The 15,374-nt window shown below is 63.2% G+C and carries 19 protein-coding genes; 11 read left to right on the forward strand and 8 right to left on the reverse strand.

Features of this window, described 5'->3' with window-relative positions; all coding sequences use genetic code 11:
- The first annotated feature begins 64 nt into the window (after positions 1–64).
- Positions 65–766: an SET domain-containing protein gene (locus tag AS156_RS35860; protein WP_066514244.1), complete on the forward strand. Its 702-nt coding sequence runs from the start codon at positions 65–67 to the stop codon at positions 764–766.
- A gap of 190 nt (positions 767–956) precedes the next feature.
- On the opposite strand, the gene AS156_RS35865 is transcribed toward AS156_RS35860, so the two are convergent.
- Positions 957–2,510 carry a winged helix-turn-helix domain-containing protein gene (locus AS156_RS35865; protein WP_066514246.1) on the reverse strand — a complete coding sequence of 518 codons (1,554 nt, stop codon included), beginning with the start codon at positions 2,508–2,510 and terminating at the stop codon, positions 957–959.
- Between the two features lie 101 nt (positions 2,511–2,611).
- On the opposite strand from AS156_RS35865, the gene AS156_RS35870 reads away from it, so the two are divergent.
- Entirely contained in the window at positions 2,612–3,070 is a 459-nt protein-coding gene (locus AS156_RS35870) for a cupin domain-containing protein (protein WP_066514249.1), read from the forward strand.
- Between the two features lie 65 nt (positions 3,071–3,135).
- On the opposite strand, the gene AS156_RS35875 is transcribed toward AS156_RS35870, so the two are convergent.
- Together AS156_RS35875 and AS156_RS35880 are read right to left on the reverse strand one after the other, a co-directional pair.
- Complete coding sequence (locus AS156_RS35875) at positions 3,136–3,426, reverse strand: DUF6522 family protein (protein WP_066514252.1); 291 nt, start codon at positions 3,424–3,426, stop codon at positions 3,136–3,138.
- On the reverse strand, positions 3,423–3,857 hold the full coding sequence (locus AS156_RS35880; protein WP_066514254.1) for an RrF2 family transcriptional regulator: 435 nt from the start codon (positions 3,855–3,857) through the stop codon (positions 3,423–3,425). The genes AS156_RS35875 and AS156_RS35880 overlap by 4 nt, the downstream gene beginning before the upstream one ends.
- Before the next feature lie 83 nt (positions 3,858–3,940).
- On the opposite strand from AS156_RS35880, the gene AS156_RS35885 reads away from it, so the two are divergent.
- Positions 3,941–4,402 (forward strand): group III truncated hemoglobin, encoded by a 462-nt coding sequence (locus AS156_RS35885; protein WP_066514256.1) that lies wholly within the window; start codon positions 3,941–3,943, stop codon positions 4,400–4,402.
- Entirely contained in the window at positions 4,399–4,557 is a 159-nt protein-coding gene (locus AS156_RS43625; protein WP_201456166.1) for a hypothetical protein, read from the forward strand. The genes AS156_RS35885 and AS156_RS43625 overlap by 4 nt, the downstream gene beginning before the upstream one ends.
- Positions 4,558–4,617: 60 nt before the next feature.
- Here AS156_RS43625 and AS156_RS35890 read toward each other — a convergent pair whose 3' ends face one another.
- Together AS156_RS35890 and AS156_RS35895 are read right to left on the reverse strand one after the other, a co-directional pair.
- Positions 4,618–5,016 (reverse strand): hypothetical protein, encoded by a 399-nt coding sequence (locus AS156_RS35890; RefSeq protein WP_066514257.1) that lies wholly within the window; start codon positions 5,014–5,016, stop codon positions 4,618–4,620.
- A 29-nt stretch (positions 5,017–5,045) separates the two neighbouring features.
- On the reverse strand, positions 5,046–5,270 hold the full coding sequence (locus AS156_RS35895; protein WP_066514260.1) for a hypothetical protein: 225 nt from the start codon (positions 5,268–5,270) through the stop codon (positions 5,046–5,048).
- 349 nt (positions 5,271–5,619) lie between these two features.
- Between AS156_RS35895 and AS156_RS35905 the strand changes: the two genes are divergently transcribed.
- The 4 genes from AS156_RS35905 to AS156_RS35920 all read left to right on the forward strand — a co-directional run bounded on the left by AS156_RS35905 (position 5,620) and on the right by AS156_RS35920 (position 8,350).
- A complete protein-coding gene (locus AS156_RS35905) occupies positions 5,620–5,922 on the forward strand; it encodes a hypothetical protein (protein WP_066514265.1) in 303 nt (100 codons plus the stop codon).
- A gap of 154 nt (positions 5,923–6,076) precedes the next feature.
- Positions 6,077–6,901, forward strand: a complete 825-nt coding sequence (locus tag AS156_RS35910) for a helix-turn-helix domain-containing protein (RefSeq protein WP_066514267.1) — start codon at positions 6,077–6,079, stop codon at positions 6,899–6,901.
- Positions 6,902–6,962: 61 nt separating this feature from the next.
- Positions 6,963–7,628: a DsbA family oxidoreductase gene (locus AS156_RS35915; protein WP_066514269.1), complete on the forward strand. Its 666-nt coding sequence runs from the start codon at positions 6,963–6,965 to the stop codon at positions 7,626–7,628.
- An 83-nt stretch (positions 7,629–7,711) separates the two neighbouring features.
- Entirely contained in the window at positions 7,712–8,350 is a 639-nt protein-coding gene (locus AS156_RS35920) for an NIPSNAP family protein (protein ID WP_066514272.1), read from the forward strand.
- Positions 8,351–8,490: 140 nt separating this feature from the next.
- On the opposite strand, the gene AS156_RS35925 is transcribed toward AS156_RS35920, so the two are convergent.
- On the reverse strand, positions 8,491–8,982 hold the full coding sequence (locus AS156_RS35925; RefSeq protein ID WP_136626603.1) for a GNAT family N-acetyltransferase: 492 nt from the start codon (positions 8,980–8,982) through the stop codon (positions 8,491–8,493).
- Positions 8,983–9,374: 392 nt separating this feature from the next.
- Positions 9,375–10,562, reverse strand: a complete 1,188-nt coding sequence (locus AS156_RS35930; protein ID WP_066514275.1) for a GNAT family N-acetyltransferase — start codon at positions 10,560–10,562, stop codon at positions 9,375–9,377.
- Between the two features lie 389 nt (positions 10,563–10,951).
- Between AS156_RS35930 and AS156_RS35935 the strand changes: the two genes are divergently transcribed.
- Positions 10,952–11,161, forward strand: a complete 210-nt coding sequence (locus tag AS156_RS35935) for a hypothetical protein (protein WP_066514306.1) — start codon at positions 10,952–10,954, stop codon at positions 11,159–11,161.
- A gap of 203 nt (positions 11,162–11,364) precedes the next feature.
- On the opposite strand, the gene cysK is transcribed toward AS156_RS35935, so the two are convergent.
- Positions 11,365–12,549, reverse strand: a complete 1,185-nt coding sequence (gene cysK / locus AS156_RS35940) for a cysteine synthase A (RefSeq protein WP_347336662.1) — start codon at positions 12,547–12,549, stop codon at positions 11,365–11,367.
- A 62-nt stretch (positions 12,550–12,611) separates the two neighbouring features.
- On the opposite strand from cysK, the gene AS156_RS35945 reads away from it, so the two are divergent.
- Positions 12,612–14,390, forward strand: a complete 1,779-nt coding sequence (locus AS156_RS35945) for an adenylate/guanylate cyclase domain-containing protein (RefSeq protein WP_136626604.1) — start codon at positions 12,612–12,614, stop codon at positions 14,388–14,390.
- A 223-nt stretch (positions 14,391–14,613) separates the two neighbouring features.
- The coding region (locus tag AS156_RS35950; RefSeq protein WP_136626016.1) for an IS701 family transposase at positions 14,614–15,374 on the forward strand (761 nt) is incomplete at its 3' end.

Raw genomic sequence — 15,374 nt, forward strand, 5'->3', positions numbered from 1 at the left:
GTCCTAGAAGGGCGGCTTCGCCATTTCTGTTGCCTGCACCTTGCGTGCCGTAACCTCGATCGTCATGCCCACGATATCATCGAACAAACCGTACCGCGTCGGCCGTTCCCGCACTGGCCTTGGCCTTTTCGCCACCAAGCCGATCAAGAAGGGTGACAAGATCATCCGCTATTTCGGCCCGATCCTCGACTCCAAGAAAAAGGATGAGGACGCGATCGAGAACAAGTACCTGTTCGAGCTCACCAACCGCTGGACCATCGACGGCTCGATCCGCGAGAACATCGCCCGTTACATCAACCACGCCTGCCGGCCGAATGCGGAGTCCGACGTCAAGCCGCGCAAGCGCAAGGTATTCATCCGCGCGATCAAGAACATCGAGCCGGGCGACGAGATCAATTATGACTACGGCACCGACTACTTCAAAGCCTATCTGAAGCCGATCGGCTGCAAATGCGATGCCTGCGAGAAGAAGCGCAAGAAGAAGCGCGCCGAGGCGAGGGCGGAGCGGGTCCGGCTGAAGGAAAAGGCCGAGCGGAAAGAGCAGCGCAAGGCCGAGAAGCTCGCCAGGGAGAAGGCAAAAGCCAAGGCCAAGACGAACGGTGTCAAGGCTAACGGTATCAAGACCAACGGTATCAAGGCGAATGGCGTCAAGGCCAATGGCAAGGCGCTGAACGGCAAGCATCTGAACGGCCATTCCCTCGTCAAGGCTGCAGGCAAGAAGGCCGCCGCCTCGAAGCGAGGCACTGCACGGGCGCTCCACGCATAGGGCGCTCGGCCCGAGCTTCGGCGTGTACGCGCAAATGGCGTGACGGCGACCTGGGCCAAGGTCCGCTTTGGCTCACCTGCGGACCCAACTCGTACATCTCTCTAGGTCCGACGAGAGGCATCAGCGGACATCTTGAAAGCAAGCGGTCCGTCAGCCGAGGCGGGCAGGCATTTTGACGTTTCGTTGCCCCTCATTCCGGCAGACCGGCTGCGCGCAATGCTTCGCCGAGTTTCGTGGCCAGTTCGGGCATGCAGGCGACTCCGGCGAACTGGCTGTTGATGCGAAAGGTGGGCTGCAATTCCAGCACGCATGCCGCGGCGGCCTTCGCCTCCTCCAGCCGCCCGAGCTTGGCGAGAGATGCTGCCAACTGCACCCATGTGATGCTGTGAGCCGGATTGGCGAGGTTGGACCTGTAAGCCGCATTTGCGGCCTCCGCATAGTGATCGCGGCTGAAATGGCCGAGCGCCTGCGCGTCGTAGGCCGCGAAGGCCCATGGGTCGAATGGGCTCAGGCGCAAGCCGCGCTCGCTCCAGTCGATCGCGCGCTCGGCCTGGCCGGCCCAACCGGCAACAACGCTGCCGAGGATCCACGCGAGTGCTGTCGAGGGGCTCAGCGCGAGGGCCGCTTCAAACGCGGCGAAAGCCGCCTGGCGATCATGAGCGTCCATGCCGAGCGAGAAGCCGGCAAAGGTGAGCGCCAGCGCGTCATCGCGCCCATGCTCGATGGCGAGCCAGGCGTGGCGCACTGATGCCAGCCGATCCTCTTCGTTCAGCCCGGCGCGTAGAAAGCGATTATGATGGCTCATAGCGGCAAGGCCGTGGGCGAGCGCGTAAGTCGGATCGATTGTCAACGCGCGCTGGAGTTGCGGCAGTGCTATTGCGGCACGATCGGGCATGCCGGAATCGACTTCCGGCTGGGCGCGCAACACGAGTTCGTACGCGTCGAGACTGTCGGGCCGCTTGCGGCGAATGCGCTCGACCTCAGCGCGGCGCAGGCTCGGTTCGATCGCGCCAACAACGGCGAGCGCGATCTCGTCCTGCAAGGCAAACAGGTCGCCGACGGTGCGGTCGTAGCGTTCGGCCCAGATATGTGCGCCACTTGCGGCGTCTGCGAGTTGCGCATGTACGCGAACACGGCCGTCAGCGCGCCGCACGCTGCCCTGCAGGACATAGCGCACGCCGAGGTCGTGGCCGACCCGATTCACATCTGTAACGGGGCCTCGCCAGACAAAGCTGGAATTGCGCGCAATCACGAACAGCCACCTGATGCGCGACAGCCCCGTGATGATGTCGTCGACCATACCGCCGGCCAGCCACGCAGCTTCGCCGGAGTGCTCGAACGGCAGCACGGCAATCGACGGCTTCTCGGGCAGCAACAGGGTGGCCGGGCTCCTGGCCTCGTCCATATTTGCGGCGCTGCGCGTGACGGGCGGCCCGACATAGCGATATCCGCGACGCGGCATCGTCTCGATCCAGCGCCCACCGCCGTCCTGCTCGAGCGCACGGCGAAGTGCGGCGATCTGCACGGTGAGATTGCTCTCTTCGACATTGAGCCCCGGCCATGCGGCTTCGATCAGCGCGTCCTTGCCGACGGGAGACCCGGAGCGATCCAGCAGCAGTCGCAGCAGTGCGGCACCTCGCTGGCCGAGCAGGATCGGCGCGCCGCTGTAAAAAAGCGCACCTGTCTCTGCATCGAGTGCAAAGGAGCCGAATTTGTACGTGCCTGATTGGCGCTGCTGGGTCATTTCGGCAATATTTTGCAACAATTTCGGACGTCTTTCACGACTTTAGATCGGGGAGACGCAAGGATGAGGCCCTCGATCGCGCCAATCTGGAGAGCCGGAAAATGAGCGGTAAGGCAATCATTCGAAGACCAGGCGAAGGCAAGAGCGTCAAGCTTGCCGGCCACCCCATGGCATTTTTGGTTACCGCAAGCGATACGCGCCACACCTCCATGTTCGAGTGGACAATACCGTCCGGCTTCTCCACCGGGCTGCATGTCCATCGCGTGCAGGAGGAGACGTTCTACGTGCTCGAAGGCGAATGCGAATGGCAAGTCGGCCGCGAGCGCGTGCTTGCCACTCCCGGCACCTACGTTTTCCTGCCACCGGGCGTGCCGCATGACATTGGAAACACCTCAGACAAGGTCGCACGCGTGCTCATGACGGTGTCACCTCCGGGCCACGAGCGCTATTTCGAGGAACTGGCTGAAACGGTTGCGCGCGGGGGAGCGGCAGATCCTGCCGCGATTGCCGAACTGCGCGCTCGCTATGACACCGATCAACTGTCGGCACTCAAGAGCTAGGCTGCCGTTGCGCGAGAGGAATTTCGAGCCCAGCCGACATAGCCGGGTGATCACAAGTATTCACCCTAGCCGCCTGGCCTGTGCGCTGAGTGCGGCACCGGGGCGCCGCCGAAGTCCAGCGTCGAGCGCTGGATGATCGTGCCGTGCTCGTCGATGACAAGGCGGAGACGTCTGCTCTCCGAGAAGAACGTCAGGCGATGCCGGCCCTGGTCGGCGTCGATGCCCCGCTCCGACAGTGTCGTGATCCGGCCGGCGCGCATTCCGGCCTGCAGCAGCGGCACCGCGATGCCGAGCCCCTCGGCGACGATAGCGGCGTCGACTTCGAACGCGCCGTCTGCGAATGCGATTGTCGTCATGATGCCCTCGCAGGATGGCGGGAGGGCGCCGGCAGGTAGGCGCATTCGGCGAGCGTCGTCCCATCGAGCTCGCGCAGGAAGGCCTCGCGTGCCGCCGCGAGCCTTGCTTTCAGCCGGCAGCGCGGCAGCAGCACGCAGTCGCCGCCGTCATCCCTGAAACATTCGACCAGTGCGCCGCTGCCTTCCAGCGCGCGGACCACCTCGCCCAGCGTGATCGCCTGTGGCGGGCGCGCCAGCGAAAATCCGCCGCCCGCGCCGCGCTGGGTGGCGATGAAACCGGCGTCGGCGAGGTCGCGCACCACCTTGGCGAGATGATTTCGGGAAATGCCGAATTCGGTCGCGATCTCGCTCGTCGCGAACGAGCGGTCCGGCTCGCCGGCCAGCCGCATCAGCGCGCGAAGCGCAAAATCCGTGAACGATGTCAGGCGCATGGAAGCCCTTCGAAATCAGCACTTGGCGGATCAGCTATAGCAGTCTAAATAGGTATTTGAAATACCTATTTAGGATGTGAGCCATGACAGGGGCAGAGCGCCGCGAGCAGATCACCGCCGGCATCGTCGAGCGGACCGGGATATCCGAAGCCATGATCGAGCAGTTGGTGCACGGTTTCTACGCCAAGGTCCGAAAGGACCCGATGATCGGACCGGTGTTCGAGGCCAGGATCACCAGTTGGGAGCCGCATCTGGCGCAGATGTGCGCGTTCTGGTCCTCGGTTGCCCTGATGACCGGGCGTTATCACGGCACGCCGATGGTCAAGCACATGCCGCTGCCGATCGATGCCGCGCATTTCGACCGCTGGCTCGAACTGTTCGAGGCGACCGCAGCCGAACTGTGTCCGCCCGCCGCGGCAGAGCATTTCATCGAGCGCGCGCAGCGCATCGCCGCGAGCCTGGAAATGGGCGTCGCCAGCGGGCAGGGCGTCATGCTCGGCGTGGGTGAGCGTTACAGGCGAAGCGAAGCAGGAGCAGTGCAATGAAGAATAGAGCGAGAGCGATCGCGCGTGCTGTCGCGATCCAGCAGTCTCGGCAAGATCAGGCCAATCCGTTTTCCGGCAACAGCCTGGTGCCGATGCTGATCGCCGGACTCGTGTTGACCTTTGCGGGCATGATCGTCGCGCTGATCCTGAGCTGACAAACGACAGCAGCCGCCGCGCTTGCCGCGACGGCCGTTTCGTTACGTCTCGCATCCGGCTTACGCCGCAACCACCCCGCCGCTCCGGCGCAGGCCGACATATTGCAGCTCGGCGAGCACACCGGTGGCGATCGCCTGCGCCACGATCACAATCGTCCCCAGCAGATTCGGCGACACCGCGCCCGAGAACAGCAGCGCGATGCTGCCGAGCGTCCAGGCGGCGTTGCCCGCGATCACCAGCATCACCAGCGCCTTCGGCGCCGAGCTGCGCGAGCCGAGCCAGCCGACCAGCGCGGTGTAGGCGATCAGGAACAGGCCGGTCTCGCGCAACAGCGATTCCGGCAGGTTCAGGAGCGACGCCAGCATGCCGGCATCGAGCGTCATCGCGACGGCGGACAGGCCGCTGAAGATGGCGTCCGCAAATAGCGCGCGGCGCAGGAACTGGGACGAATAGATCATGGCAGTCTCCTCTCGTTGGGGTTGGATTGTCAGCAGAACCAGGGCCGCAGCTGCCGCCACAGGCGGAGCGGGCAGAGCGCCTTGCCGACCCGCATCTCCACCGCATAGACCTGTGCGACCACGAACATTCCGGTGTCGTGCACGAGCGGCTGCGGCATGTTGAGGCTTCGCGCGACCAGCCACGTCGCCAGATGGATCAGCCACGGGACGAGGACGGCGAGAGCGCGGAAAAGGGACAGCATCAGCATGGTCATCTCCTGTGATCGGGAAGATGACCGGTCCCGCGCGCCAATTCGATTACGTCAGGCGTAATGGAGACTGGCTCTCAACAATTTGAGTTGGCGTGGCTTCTGTTTGACGTGGCTGCCGGGATCAACAAAATGGTCAACGTTGCGAAATCAACGGCTTGCCGGGCCAAGATGAGATGGATCAGTTCCGTGCCGCGGCAGCGCAGTTCCGTAGGAACGATCAATCCGCCCCAGCTTTGTTGATGGCCCGCGTCAACTGCGCTGGCCTCCCTGGCCCGGTCGGTCCCGTCTTCGCAACGCTTCTCCGCGTGCCACGACAGCCGGGCTTTGCTGCGCTTAAACAGAGGTTGTAGACATGATTGGATTGGCCATTCTGTTCGCTGCGGTTGGACTGGGCTTCCTGGCGGGATACGGGACCCGAGGCGCCGTTTCTCGTAGGCGGCGCGCAGAGGTTCTCGCGTATGCGACCTATTTCGAGCGGCCTCATGATGCACAGATCGGCACGGACGCTGGTCGGCCATCGGCAGATCAGCCGAGGACTTCGGTCATGATGAGAGCTTTGGCGAGCCTGGCTGATGGTGTGAGCTTCGCGGTAGCCTTGGATTTTGCGTTGGCACTCCTGGTGATCCTGTTGTTGTCAAGCCTGCTGCAGCGTTAGCGACCAAGCCCACTGATCATTCGCATCGATCGCGCGTTCACGTCGGCCGTTTCGGCCAGCGCCGGGCTGAGCGCGTCGATGGTGCCCGTCATGCGCCAATTCGATTACCTCAGGCGTAATGGAACGGGCGAAATCTGCGTGGTAGGTTTGCACCATGAACGCACATGCATCCATGGCGCGGGCCGAGCCCGCCAAACCCATCCATATCGGCGAGCACCTGCGCGAGTGGCGGCAGCGCCGCCATCTCAGCCAGCTCGATCTTGCCGTCGACGCCGAGATCTCGGCGCGGCATTTGAGCTTCGTCGAGACGGGTCGCTCGGCGCCGTCGCGCGACATGGTCCTCAAACTGGCGGAGCGCCTCGACGTGCCCTTGCGCGAACGCAACGTGCTGCTGGTCGCCGCGGGCTTTGCACCCGCATTCCCGCAACGCTCGCTGGACGACCCCGCGCTGAAATCGGCGCGCGAGGCGATCAACCTGGTCCTGAGGGCGCATGAGCCCAATCCGGCGCTGGCCTATGACCGGCACTGGAATCTGGTCTCCGCCAACCGCATGGTGGCGCCGCTGCTCGAGGGCGTGCCGCAGCGGCTGCTCGGCCAGCCCTTCAACATCCTCAAGCTGGCGTTCCATCCCGAGGGGCTCGCGCCGCGCACGGTCAATCTGCCCGAATGGGCCGCGCATCTGCTCGAGCGCCTGCACCGGCAGTGCGAGGCGACCGCCGATCCGGAACTCATCAAGCTCTATCAGGATCTGAAGTCCTATCCGATCCCGGCGCGCGCAGCGCCGATCGCGCCTGACAACAACGTCGCGATCCCATTCAAGCTTCGTCACAATGGCGAGGTGCTGAGTTTCATCTCGACCACCATGGTGTTCGGCACGCCTGTCGACATCACGCTGCAGGAGCTGGCGCTGGAAACCTTCTTCCCTGCCGACGAGCTGACCGCGGAGCGGATGCGGCAGATGGCAGCCAGTATGAAATAGCGGCTTGCGCGAGCGCGCTTTCGGCCTACCTTTCGGGTTCCATTTCCGCGAGGAGCCCGCCATGAGCGACCTGAAGCCGCTTCGCCTCGACATCGTCTCCGACGTCGTCTGTCCCTGGTGCTACATCGGCAAGCACCGGATCGAGGATGCGCTCAAGCTGGTGCCCGACGTGCCGGTCGAGGTGCATTGGCGGCCGTTCTTCCTCAACAACTGGGTGCCGCGCGAAGGCATCAGCCGCGAGGAATATCTCACCGCCAAGTTCGGCTCGGTCGATGCCTACAAGGGCATCGCCGGCCGCGTCGTCGCGGCCGCGGGCGAGGAGGGGCTGAGCTATCACCCCGAGCTCGTCAAGCGCCAGCCCAACACGATCGACTGCCACCGCCTGATCCACTGGGCCGAGGCCAAGGGCAAGGCGGCCGAGATGAAGCAGCGGTTGATGGAATTGTATTTCCGCGATGGCGGCGATCTCACTGACACCGACGTGCTGGTGCAGGCTGCAAAGGACGTCGGCCTCGATGCTGACGACGTGCGGAAGCGCCTTGCCACGGACGAGGATGTCGCCCTCGTCACGGCGCAGGCCCAGGAAGCGTCCGAGAAGGGCATCTCGGGTGTTCCGACCTTCGTGTTCGCGCAGAAATACGCGGTATCCGGCGCGCAACCGGCCGAGCAACTCGCCCGCGCCATCCGCCAGGTCTCGGCCGAGATCAACGCCGAGGCGGCCGAGTAGACCGTCATCCTTTCCCGAAGCCCGGCCCGCGCCGGGCTTTTCTTTTGCACCCGAGATCAATCAGAACAGTCAAGGAGACCAGCATGATCTATGAGCTGCGGACCTACACGGTGCGCCCGGGCGCCGTCGGCGAGATGGTGAAGGCGGCGAGCACGCTGTCGCGCGACATACGCGGCGACAATTTCGGCAAGCTCGAAGGCTACTGGATCACCGAGATCGGTCCGCTCAATCAGGTCTTGCACATGTGGAGCTACGCCGATCTCAACGAGCGCGCCCGGCTGCGCGGCGAACTCGCGAAGAATGCGCGCTGGACCGGCGAATACATCCCGGCGATCCGGCCGCACCTCGTGCACCAGGACGTCCGCCTGCTCAACGCCATCATCCCGCCGATCGCGCCGGCCACGTCGGGCAATGTCTACGAATTCCGCAACTACCGGGCCAGGCCGCTCGGCGCCGTCAAGCAATGGCTCGACCTGTTCACGGGCGTGATGCCGGCACGCGAGAAATACTCGAAGATCGTCGGCCTCTGGCAGACCGAAACCGGCCAGCCCAACGAGGTCTGCCACATCTGGGCCTATCCCAGCCTTAACGCCCGCGCCGAAGCGCGCGGCAATGCGCTGAAGGATCCGGCCTGGCAGGAATTTTTGGGCAAGGGCACGCCGCTCCTGGAAGAGATGCACTCGACCATCATGCTGCCGGCCCCGCACTCGCCGTTGCAGTGAGGGGGACGGCTCAGGATAACAGGACTGCGCTCGTCATTGCGAGCGAAGCGAAGCAATCCATCGGGCGGCATACGCGGAAGCATGGATTGCTTCGTCGCTATCGCTTCTCGCAATGACGGAGTGAATAGCGTCACAAGCTCTCAGGTGCCGTGCTCAGTGGACGGTGGAATCGCAAACGCGAACATCGATAGCTGGACGTCCGGAGAGAACACGAATGGTGTGGCGCCTATCTTGTTGGCGCCCATTCGCGCATAGAACTCGACGGAGTGCGGGCTCGAATTGATCAGGATCACATTTCCCGCCAACTTTCGCGAAAGTTCTATCGCAGTCGCAAAGAGTCGCGTTCCGAGGCCTCTTCGCGAATAGGCCGGATCGACGAAAATGCCATCGAGGAGACTGAGGCCTCCGATCCCTGTCGGCCTTACGGATACATGACCATATGGAACGCCGTTCTCGCCCTCAGCGACAAAGACCAGCCCGGCTGCGATCAGCGCAAGGTTGATCTTGAGTCCGGGCATGAAGCGGGCGATAGCTTCATCGTCGTAACCATCATGCTTCGTTGCACGCACGGCAATTTGCGTGAGCTCCGCGGCCTCATCCACGCGTGCGGGTCTGACCCAGGTCTCTGTCATCGTTGACCTCACTCCCGTGTCGGCAAATAGCCGGAGCGGATTGAATTTCAAGAGGTGGGGCGGATGCGTGCGGACGGGAATGCAGGAGCGGCGCGGCTCGCCCGGATGACGTGGTGAGCCGGCCGCCACAGACGGTCACTCGCTGCGGGAAATCAGAGCAAAAAACCTCACCCGATGTTTCCGTCGGGTGAGGCCTTTCAAGCAAGGGCATGCGCCGTGCTGAGAACCGGCGCGCCGCAACGCTAGCTGCGCAGGCTGACACCGACCTGACGGCGGGAACTACTTGTTTCCAGATGTATCTGCATGGCTACGAAAGGGTAAACCGTTCGCTGACGGCAAGTGACGCCACCGCATCCGAAACGCGGACGTCTCTCGACCCGCGAGGATGCCTCTTATACCGGCGGCTTGCCGCGCCGACCACGAACGAAGCGGAGAGCACCGCGCGCCGCTTCATAGGCGAGGCGGTGCATCGTCACGGCCGCATGAATCGCCGGCACCAGCGGATCGTGGCCTCGCAATGGAACGAGCACGTCGCCGATCGCGAAGCGCCCGCGCCAGATCGGGTCGATCATGGGATGGCCGGGCGCGGCGGTGGAGTCGGCCGAATTGATTGCGGGATCGGCGCAGAGATGCCGGGTCAGGTCCAGCGTCAACTGCGCGCCGGGCGAGTATTTCGCGAAGCGCTCGTCGATGCCGATCTTGAAGAAGAAGGCGCGGTCCTGATGGCGCACCACGATGCCGCCGGCGACCGGCGTTCCGCCGGCATGCAGCGAGATGATTTCGCAACCTCCGATGGCGGCCATCGCCAGCGTTGCGCGGCGGATGAAGGCGGCGTCGCCGGCATGCTGGCTGAGCGCCGTGCCGCGCTTGCCCTTCCAGCCGCCGGCCTCGAGGGTGAGGAAGGTTTCGAGCGCGGTTGCGACGGCGCGCGGCCCGCGTGCGACATCGAAACGCACCGCGCCACGTTCGGCGAGGCGGTGGCGCTGCCGTCGCAGCTCCTTCAGCTTCTTCGCGCCCAGCGCATCGCGCAGCAATTCGTCGGCATCGCGTGTCGCATCGAGTGCGGCGCGCTGATAGCTGCTAAGCACGCGCGGATGCAAGCCGTCCTGCGCCAACACCGCGCGGATCGCCGTCATGGCCGGGCCCTCAAGCGACATCGTGCGCAGGATCAGCGCATGCGCGCCCGCGTTGCGAGCCTGGCGCAGCAATTTTGCGGCGGCATCCTCCGCGGCGTCGCGATCGAGCAGCGGCGTGCACAACGTGCCGTAAGGTTCGGCGCCGATCAGCGCGGGCAGGGGAAGCCTGTGGATCCGCTGCATCGGGATGACCGGCAGCAGGCCGATCAGTTGACCGGCGTCGTTCCACGCCCCGAGCACCGAGGCGCCGGTGCGGCCGCGCGCGGATGCGTCGACCGCCAATTCCCAGTCGGGCTGGTAGTAGCCGTTGGCCTCGATCGCGCGGTCGGCCAGCGTACGCCATGGGCCGACCGGAACGCCTGACAGCGGCGGCAGCGCGCGGCCATCAGCGGCATCCTTACGCGATGCTCGGCGGCTCACAGCCTGGTGCGCGATATCGGCCATGTCCTAGTTTCCCCGTGCACAGGGCCGCTTCCCGTCGGCCTGCGTTCGTCAGGGCCAACGCTAGCGGAAAGAAATGGACAATGCCGTTGGGGCCGTCAGGCAATTTGAGCGGTCATGTTAACGTGGCATTCAGTATGGCGCCCCGCGTGGAATTGCGGCTTCTCAAACGCGTTCTGAACTCCGCGTTTACCACGCCTCTAAACGCCATGAGAACCAGTTTCCCTAATCAGCCGGCAACGTCCTCCTGCTATTGAAAGATAGAGAAAAGGGAGAACGACCTGTGTTCAGCGTTGTTCGGTGCCCCGCGTTGATTGCCTGTCGGTGTGCAGGATCCGCCGTTGCGGAAATGCCGTTCGACGGCTCTCGATCTTCACAAGAAGACCACGCCCATGACTGAGCAACATCCGATTGCGTCCGAGCACGCACGCGCCATCTGCGAAGAGATTGGCGAAAGACTGCGCCATGCACTGCGCGACGACTATGCCGATCTGCCGCCACGGCTGCGGGAACTGATGGACCGGCTCGCCCAGCTTGATTGTGAGGCTCCGTCGCTGGTGCCCACGATGGGGGAGATGACGAGAGCGCTGGAAGCAGCCTAAAGCGCGATGAGATTGGGTTGAATCGTCATCGCGCTTTAGCTTTTTGATTGAGCATGATCTCCGCGCGCAAACGCTACGCGTTTGTCGCGAGGGAAAACCGCTTCACACTTTTCCGGATCATGCTCTAGGCCTGCCGCGCGAGGCGCTGGTCGCGTGTATCGTTCGCACTTCAGCGACTTCGATCGATAGGTCCGGTTCAGCGGCTACGTCTTGAACTGTGCGGTCGGCGTGGAGCGGGAAATTCTGAGCTCTTCCTCGTCCATGTCGACAGGGACATCGGCGAACAGCGGTGTGCTCAGATAGCGTTCACCGGTGTCGGGCAGCATGCAAAGAATGTTTGCGCCCCTTTCGGCTTGCGCCGCGACCTTGAGCGCTCCTGCCATTGTCGCGCCGGAGGTAATGCCGACGAATATCCCTTCCTTGGTCGCAAGGTCCTTGCTGCACCTGATGGCCTCGGGGCCGGGGATCGGCAGGATCTGGTTGATGACCTTCATCATGACGGCATCGCCAGTGAGCTTCGGGATGAAATCGGGAGTCCAGCCCTGCATGGGATGCGGCTTGAAGGTCGGATGGGGGAGCGCCGGCGTGCCGTCCGGGTTGCGCTTTTGCTCGATGCCGCTGCCCAGCAGCTGCGCATCTTCGGGCTCGCAAACGATGATCTTCGTCTCGGGTCGCTCCTTTGCGAGCACCCGCGCAACGCCCTTCAGCGTGCCGCCGGTCCCATAACCCGTGACCCAGTAATCCAGTCGCTCGCCGGCGAAATCATCCAGAATCTCGCGCGCGGTGGTTCGCGAATGGTAGTCGGGATTGGCTTCGTTCTCGAATTGCCGCGTCATGAACCAGCCGTGCGTCCTGGCAAGCTCGATCGTCTTGTTGATCATTCCGACAGCCCGGTCCGCCGCGGGCGTCACAACGACTTTCGCGCCCAGGAACCGCATGAGCCTTCGCCGCTCGATGCTGAAGGTCTCGGCCATGGTGACCACCAGCGGATACCCCTTGGCCGCGCAAACCATCGCAAGGCCGATCCCCGTGTTACCGCTCGTCGCCTCAATCACGGTTTGACCTGGTTTGAGTTCCCCGGTCTGTTCGGCGGCCTCGATGACGCCGAGAGCCAGGCGATCCTTGACCGATCCCAGGGGATTAAAGGCCTCGATCTTCACGAACAGATTTACCCCGGCCGGAGCAAGACGGTTGATCCGCACGACGGGCGTATGGCCGACGGTTTCGAGGATATTTTGATATCGATGGCCCATGGTACCTCCATTGGAGTATCTATCTTTTGGGAAATAGGAATCCAAAATGCGGCCGCTGACCGGCGAAGCATACCTCAACTGAGGCTTCCGGCAATCGGCCGGCCCCTGAGCGTGCGGCCACATTTTTTCTGCCAATGCGAGTGGCCGAAGGGTAGCAGTCGGTGCTTTTCTGTGAGTGACCTGCCCGGGAGGGCTCCTTGTCCGAGCGCGTGGAGCGGAGATTGGCGGCCGTGCTGGCAGCAGATATCGCCGGCTACAGTCGATTGATGGGCCGCGATGAAGAGCGCACGCTGGCCGAACTGAAGGTGCTTCGCAAGACGCTGGTCGATACCTCGATCGCCTCGCATCGCGGTCGGATTGTCAAAACCACCGGCGACGGCATGCTGGTCGAATTCGTCAGCGTCGTCGACGCCACGCGCTGTGCGGTGGAAGTTCAGCGGGCCATGGTCGAGCACAACGCCGATGTGGCGCAGGAGCTGCGGATCGAGTTCCGCATCGGTATTCACGTTGGCGACATCATCATCGACGAGAACGACATTTTCGGAGATGGCGTCAACATCGCCGCGCGGCTCGAAGGCATTGCAAGGCCTGGCGGCGTCTGCATTTCCGACGATGCGCACCGGCAGGTTCGCGGAAAACTGGACATCATGTTTGATGATATGGGCGTACAGACGCTCAAGAACATCGCCGAGCCGATGCGCACGTGGCAGGTGAGACTCTCCGGCGATGCCGCGCCACCGGGTCAAACGGCAAAGCCGCCGCTGCAGGCCAGGGGCCCGGCGTTGCCCGACAAGCCCTCCATTGTCGTCCTTCCATTTGACAACATGTCGGCGGAGGACGGGCAGGATTACCTCGCGGACGGAATCGTCGAAGCGATAACGGCGGCGCTATCGTGCATTCGCTCCTTCTTCGTCATCGCGCGCAGCTCCGCCTTTACGTACAAGGGCCGCGCGACAGATGCCCGGGAAATCGGCAGGGAGCTGGGTGTTGCCTATCTCCTTGAAGGCAGCGTGCAAAAGATCGGTAACCGTCTGCGGATCATCGTCCAGCTCATCGAGACGGAGGCGGGCGCACATGTCTGGAGCTCGCGCTATGACGGCATGCTGGACGAGTTCTTCGATCTGCAGGATCGGATCACGCAGCAGGTCGCAGGCGCCCTGCAGCCATCAATTCGTCTGGCCGAGATCGAACGTTCCGAGCGCAGAAGGCCGCAGGACCTGAGCGCTTACGACTATACGATCAGGGCGATGCCTCACGCATGGGCGCTGGAGAAGGAGGAAAGCGGCAAGGCACTCGAATTGCTGGAAGCCGCCTTGGCGATTGACTGCAAATATCCGCTGGCTCTTGCGCTTGCGGGATGGTGCCACGCTCAGCGCTCGGTCTATAACTGGGCGGATGACATCGCGGACAGCAAGACGAAGGCGCGTACGCTCGCCGAGCGGGCCGTCAATATCAGCGGGGACGATCCGCTTGTTCTGGCTGTGCTGGGCGCGGTCTACACATTTGTTCGCAATCACGGGACTGCACGGGTGCTGCTGGAGCGGGCCCTGGCAATCGATCCGAATTGCGCCTGGGCTTGGAGCCGGCTCGGCTGGATCGACAATTATTCAGATCGTCCGCAGCATGCACGCCAGCATTTTGAACGGGCGCTCCGCCTCAGCCCGATCGACCCGATGAACTTCAATAACTACGCCGGCATCGGATCCTCCTACGAGGTGGAGCAGGACTACGACAAGGCCGTGGAATACTACGGACGCGCCTTGCAGGAGCGCCCGCACGCCACCTGGATCTATCGGAACCTGGCGTCGGCACTGGCAGGCGCCGGTCGGATCGACGAAGCGAAGGCGGCGTTCTCCGAAATGATGCGAAGCTATCCCGGGATGACGGCTTCAAAATTCAAGGACGCCATGGTCTTCTCGGGTCCAACCTTGGACCGGATGGCCCAATATCTTCAAAGCCTCGGTTTGCCGGAATAGCGGAGCGCCTTGAAGATGCGGGCCCAGCGCCGCAGTTGCGCCGCTCGGCGAGCCTCGAAGGGAACGGCCCCGGCCGTGTCGCGCATCCTTCGCGGCGGCTGCGTTGCGGTGTCGTCCGGATGATGGGATCGGCAGTCGAAAAAGCTGCCGACTCACACCTAGCACTACTTTGGCAGATTATTGGATTTCCGCGATTTTTTAGGATTCCCGAATCAATTTTTCAATGATTCATGGGTGGTCGGCTCTTGGAGGGCTGACCATGGCGGGATGGGAAGACGAACTTGAACGCTGGCTGATGCCGTTCTTGGACCGGCTGGGTCATAAGACTCGGCAGCGGATGTGTCCTCTGTACGTTGCGGGACTGATCGGTCCTGGCGATCGCAAGAGCGTTCAGCCGATGGCGGAGCGCCTTGCCACGGGCAACTACGACCAACTGCACCATTTCATTGCGGACGGTGTCTGGGACGCGACGCCGCTGGAGACGGAGCTGCTCAACCAGGCGGACCGACTTGTCGGCGGTAGGGATGCGGTGCTCGTTATTGATGACACCTCACTGCCGAAGAAGGGCGAACGCTCGGTTGGTGTTGCAGCTCAATACGCGTCGGCTCTCGGCAAAACGGCAAATTGCCAAACGCTGGTGTCTTTGACGCTTGCGCGCGGCGAAGTGCCGGTGATGGTCGCGTTGCGCCTCTTTCTGCCCGATAGTTGGACAAGCAACGTGTCTCGTTTGAAGCGCGCTCGCGTGCCAGTCGAACACCGAACGCTACGGTCCAAGCCGGAGATTGCTTTGGCCGAGATTGACCGCGTGATGGCAGCCAACGTGCGCTTTGGATGTGTGCTGGCGGATGCAGGATACGGGCTCAGCGCACCGTTTCGACAAGGGCTAACAGAGCGCGGGCTGGCCTGGGCTGTCGGCATCCCTCGGCACCTGAAGGTGTATCCGGTCGATGTGAAGCTCATTTGGCCGATTACCAAAGTCCGCGG

Origin of the sequence: Bradyrhizobium macuxiense (genome assembly GCF_001542415.1) — a bacterium.
GTDB lineage: Bacteria > Pseudomonadota > Alphaproteobacteria > Rhizobiales > Xanthobacteraceae > Bradyrhizobium > Bradyrhizobium macuxiense.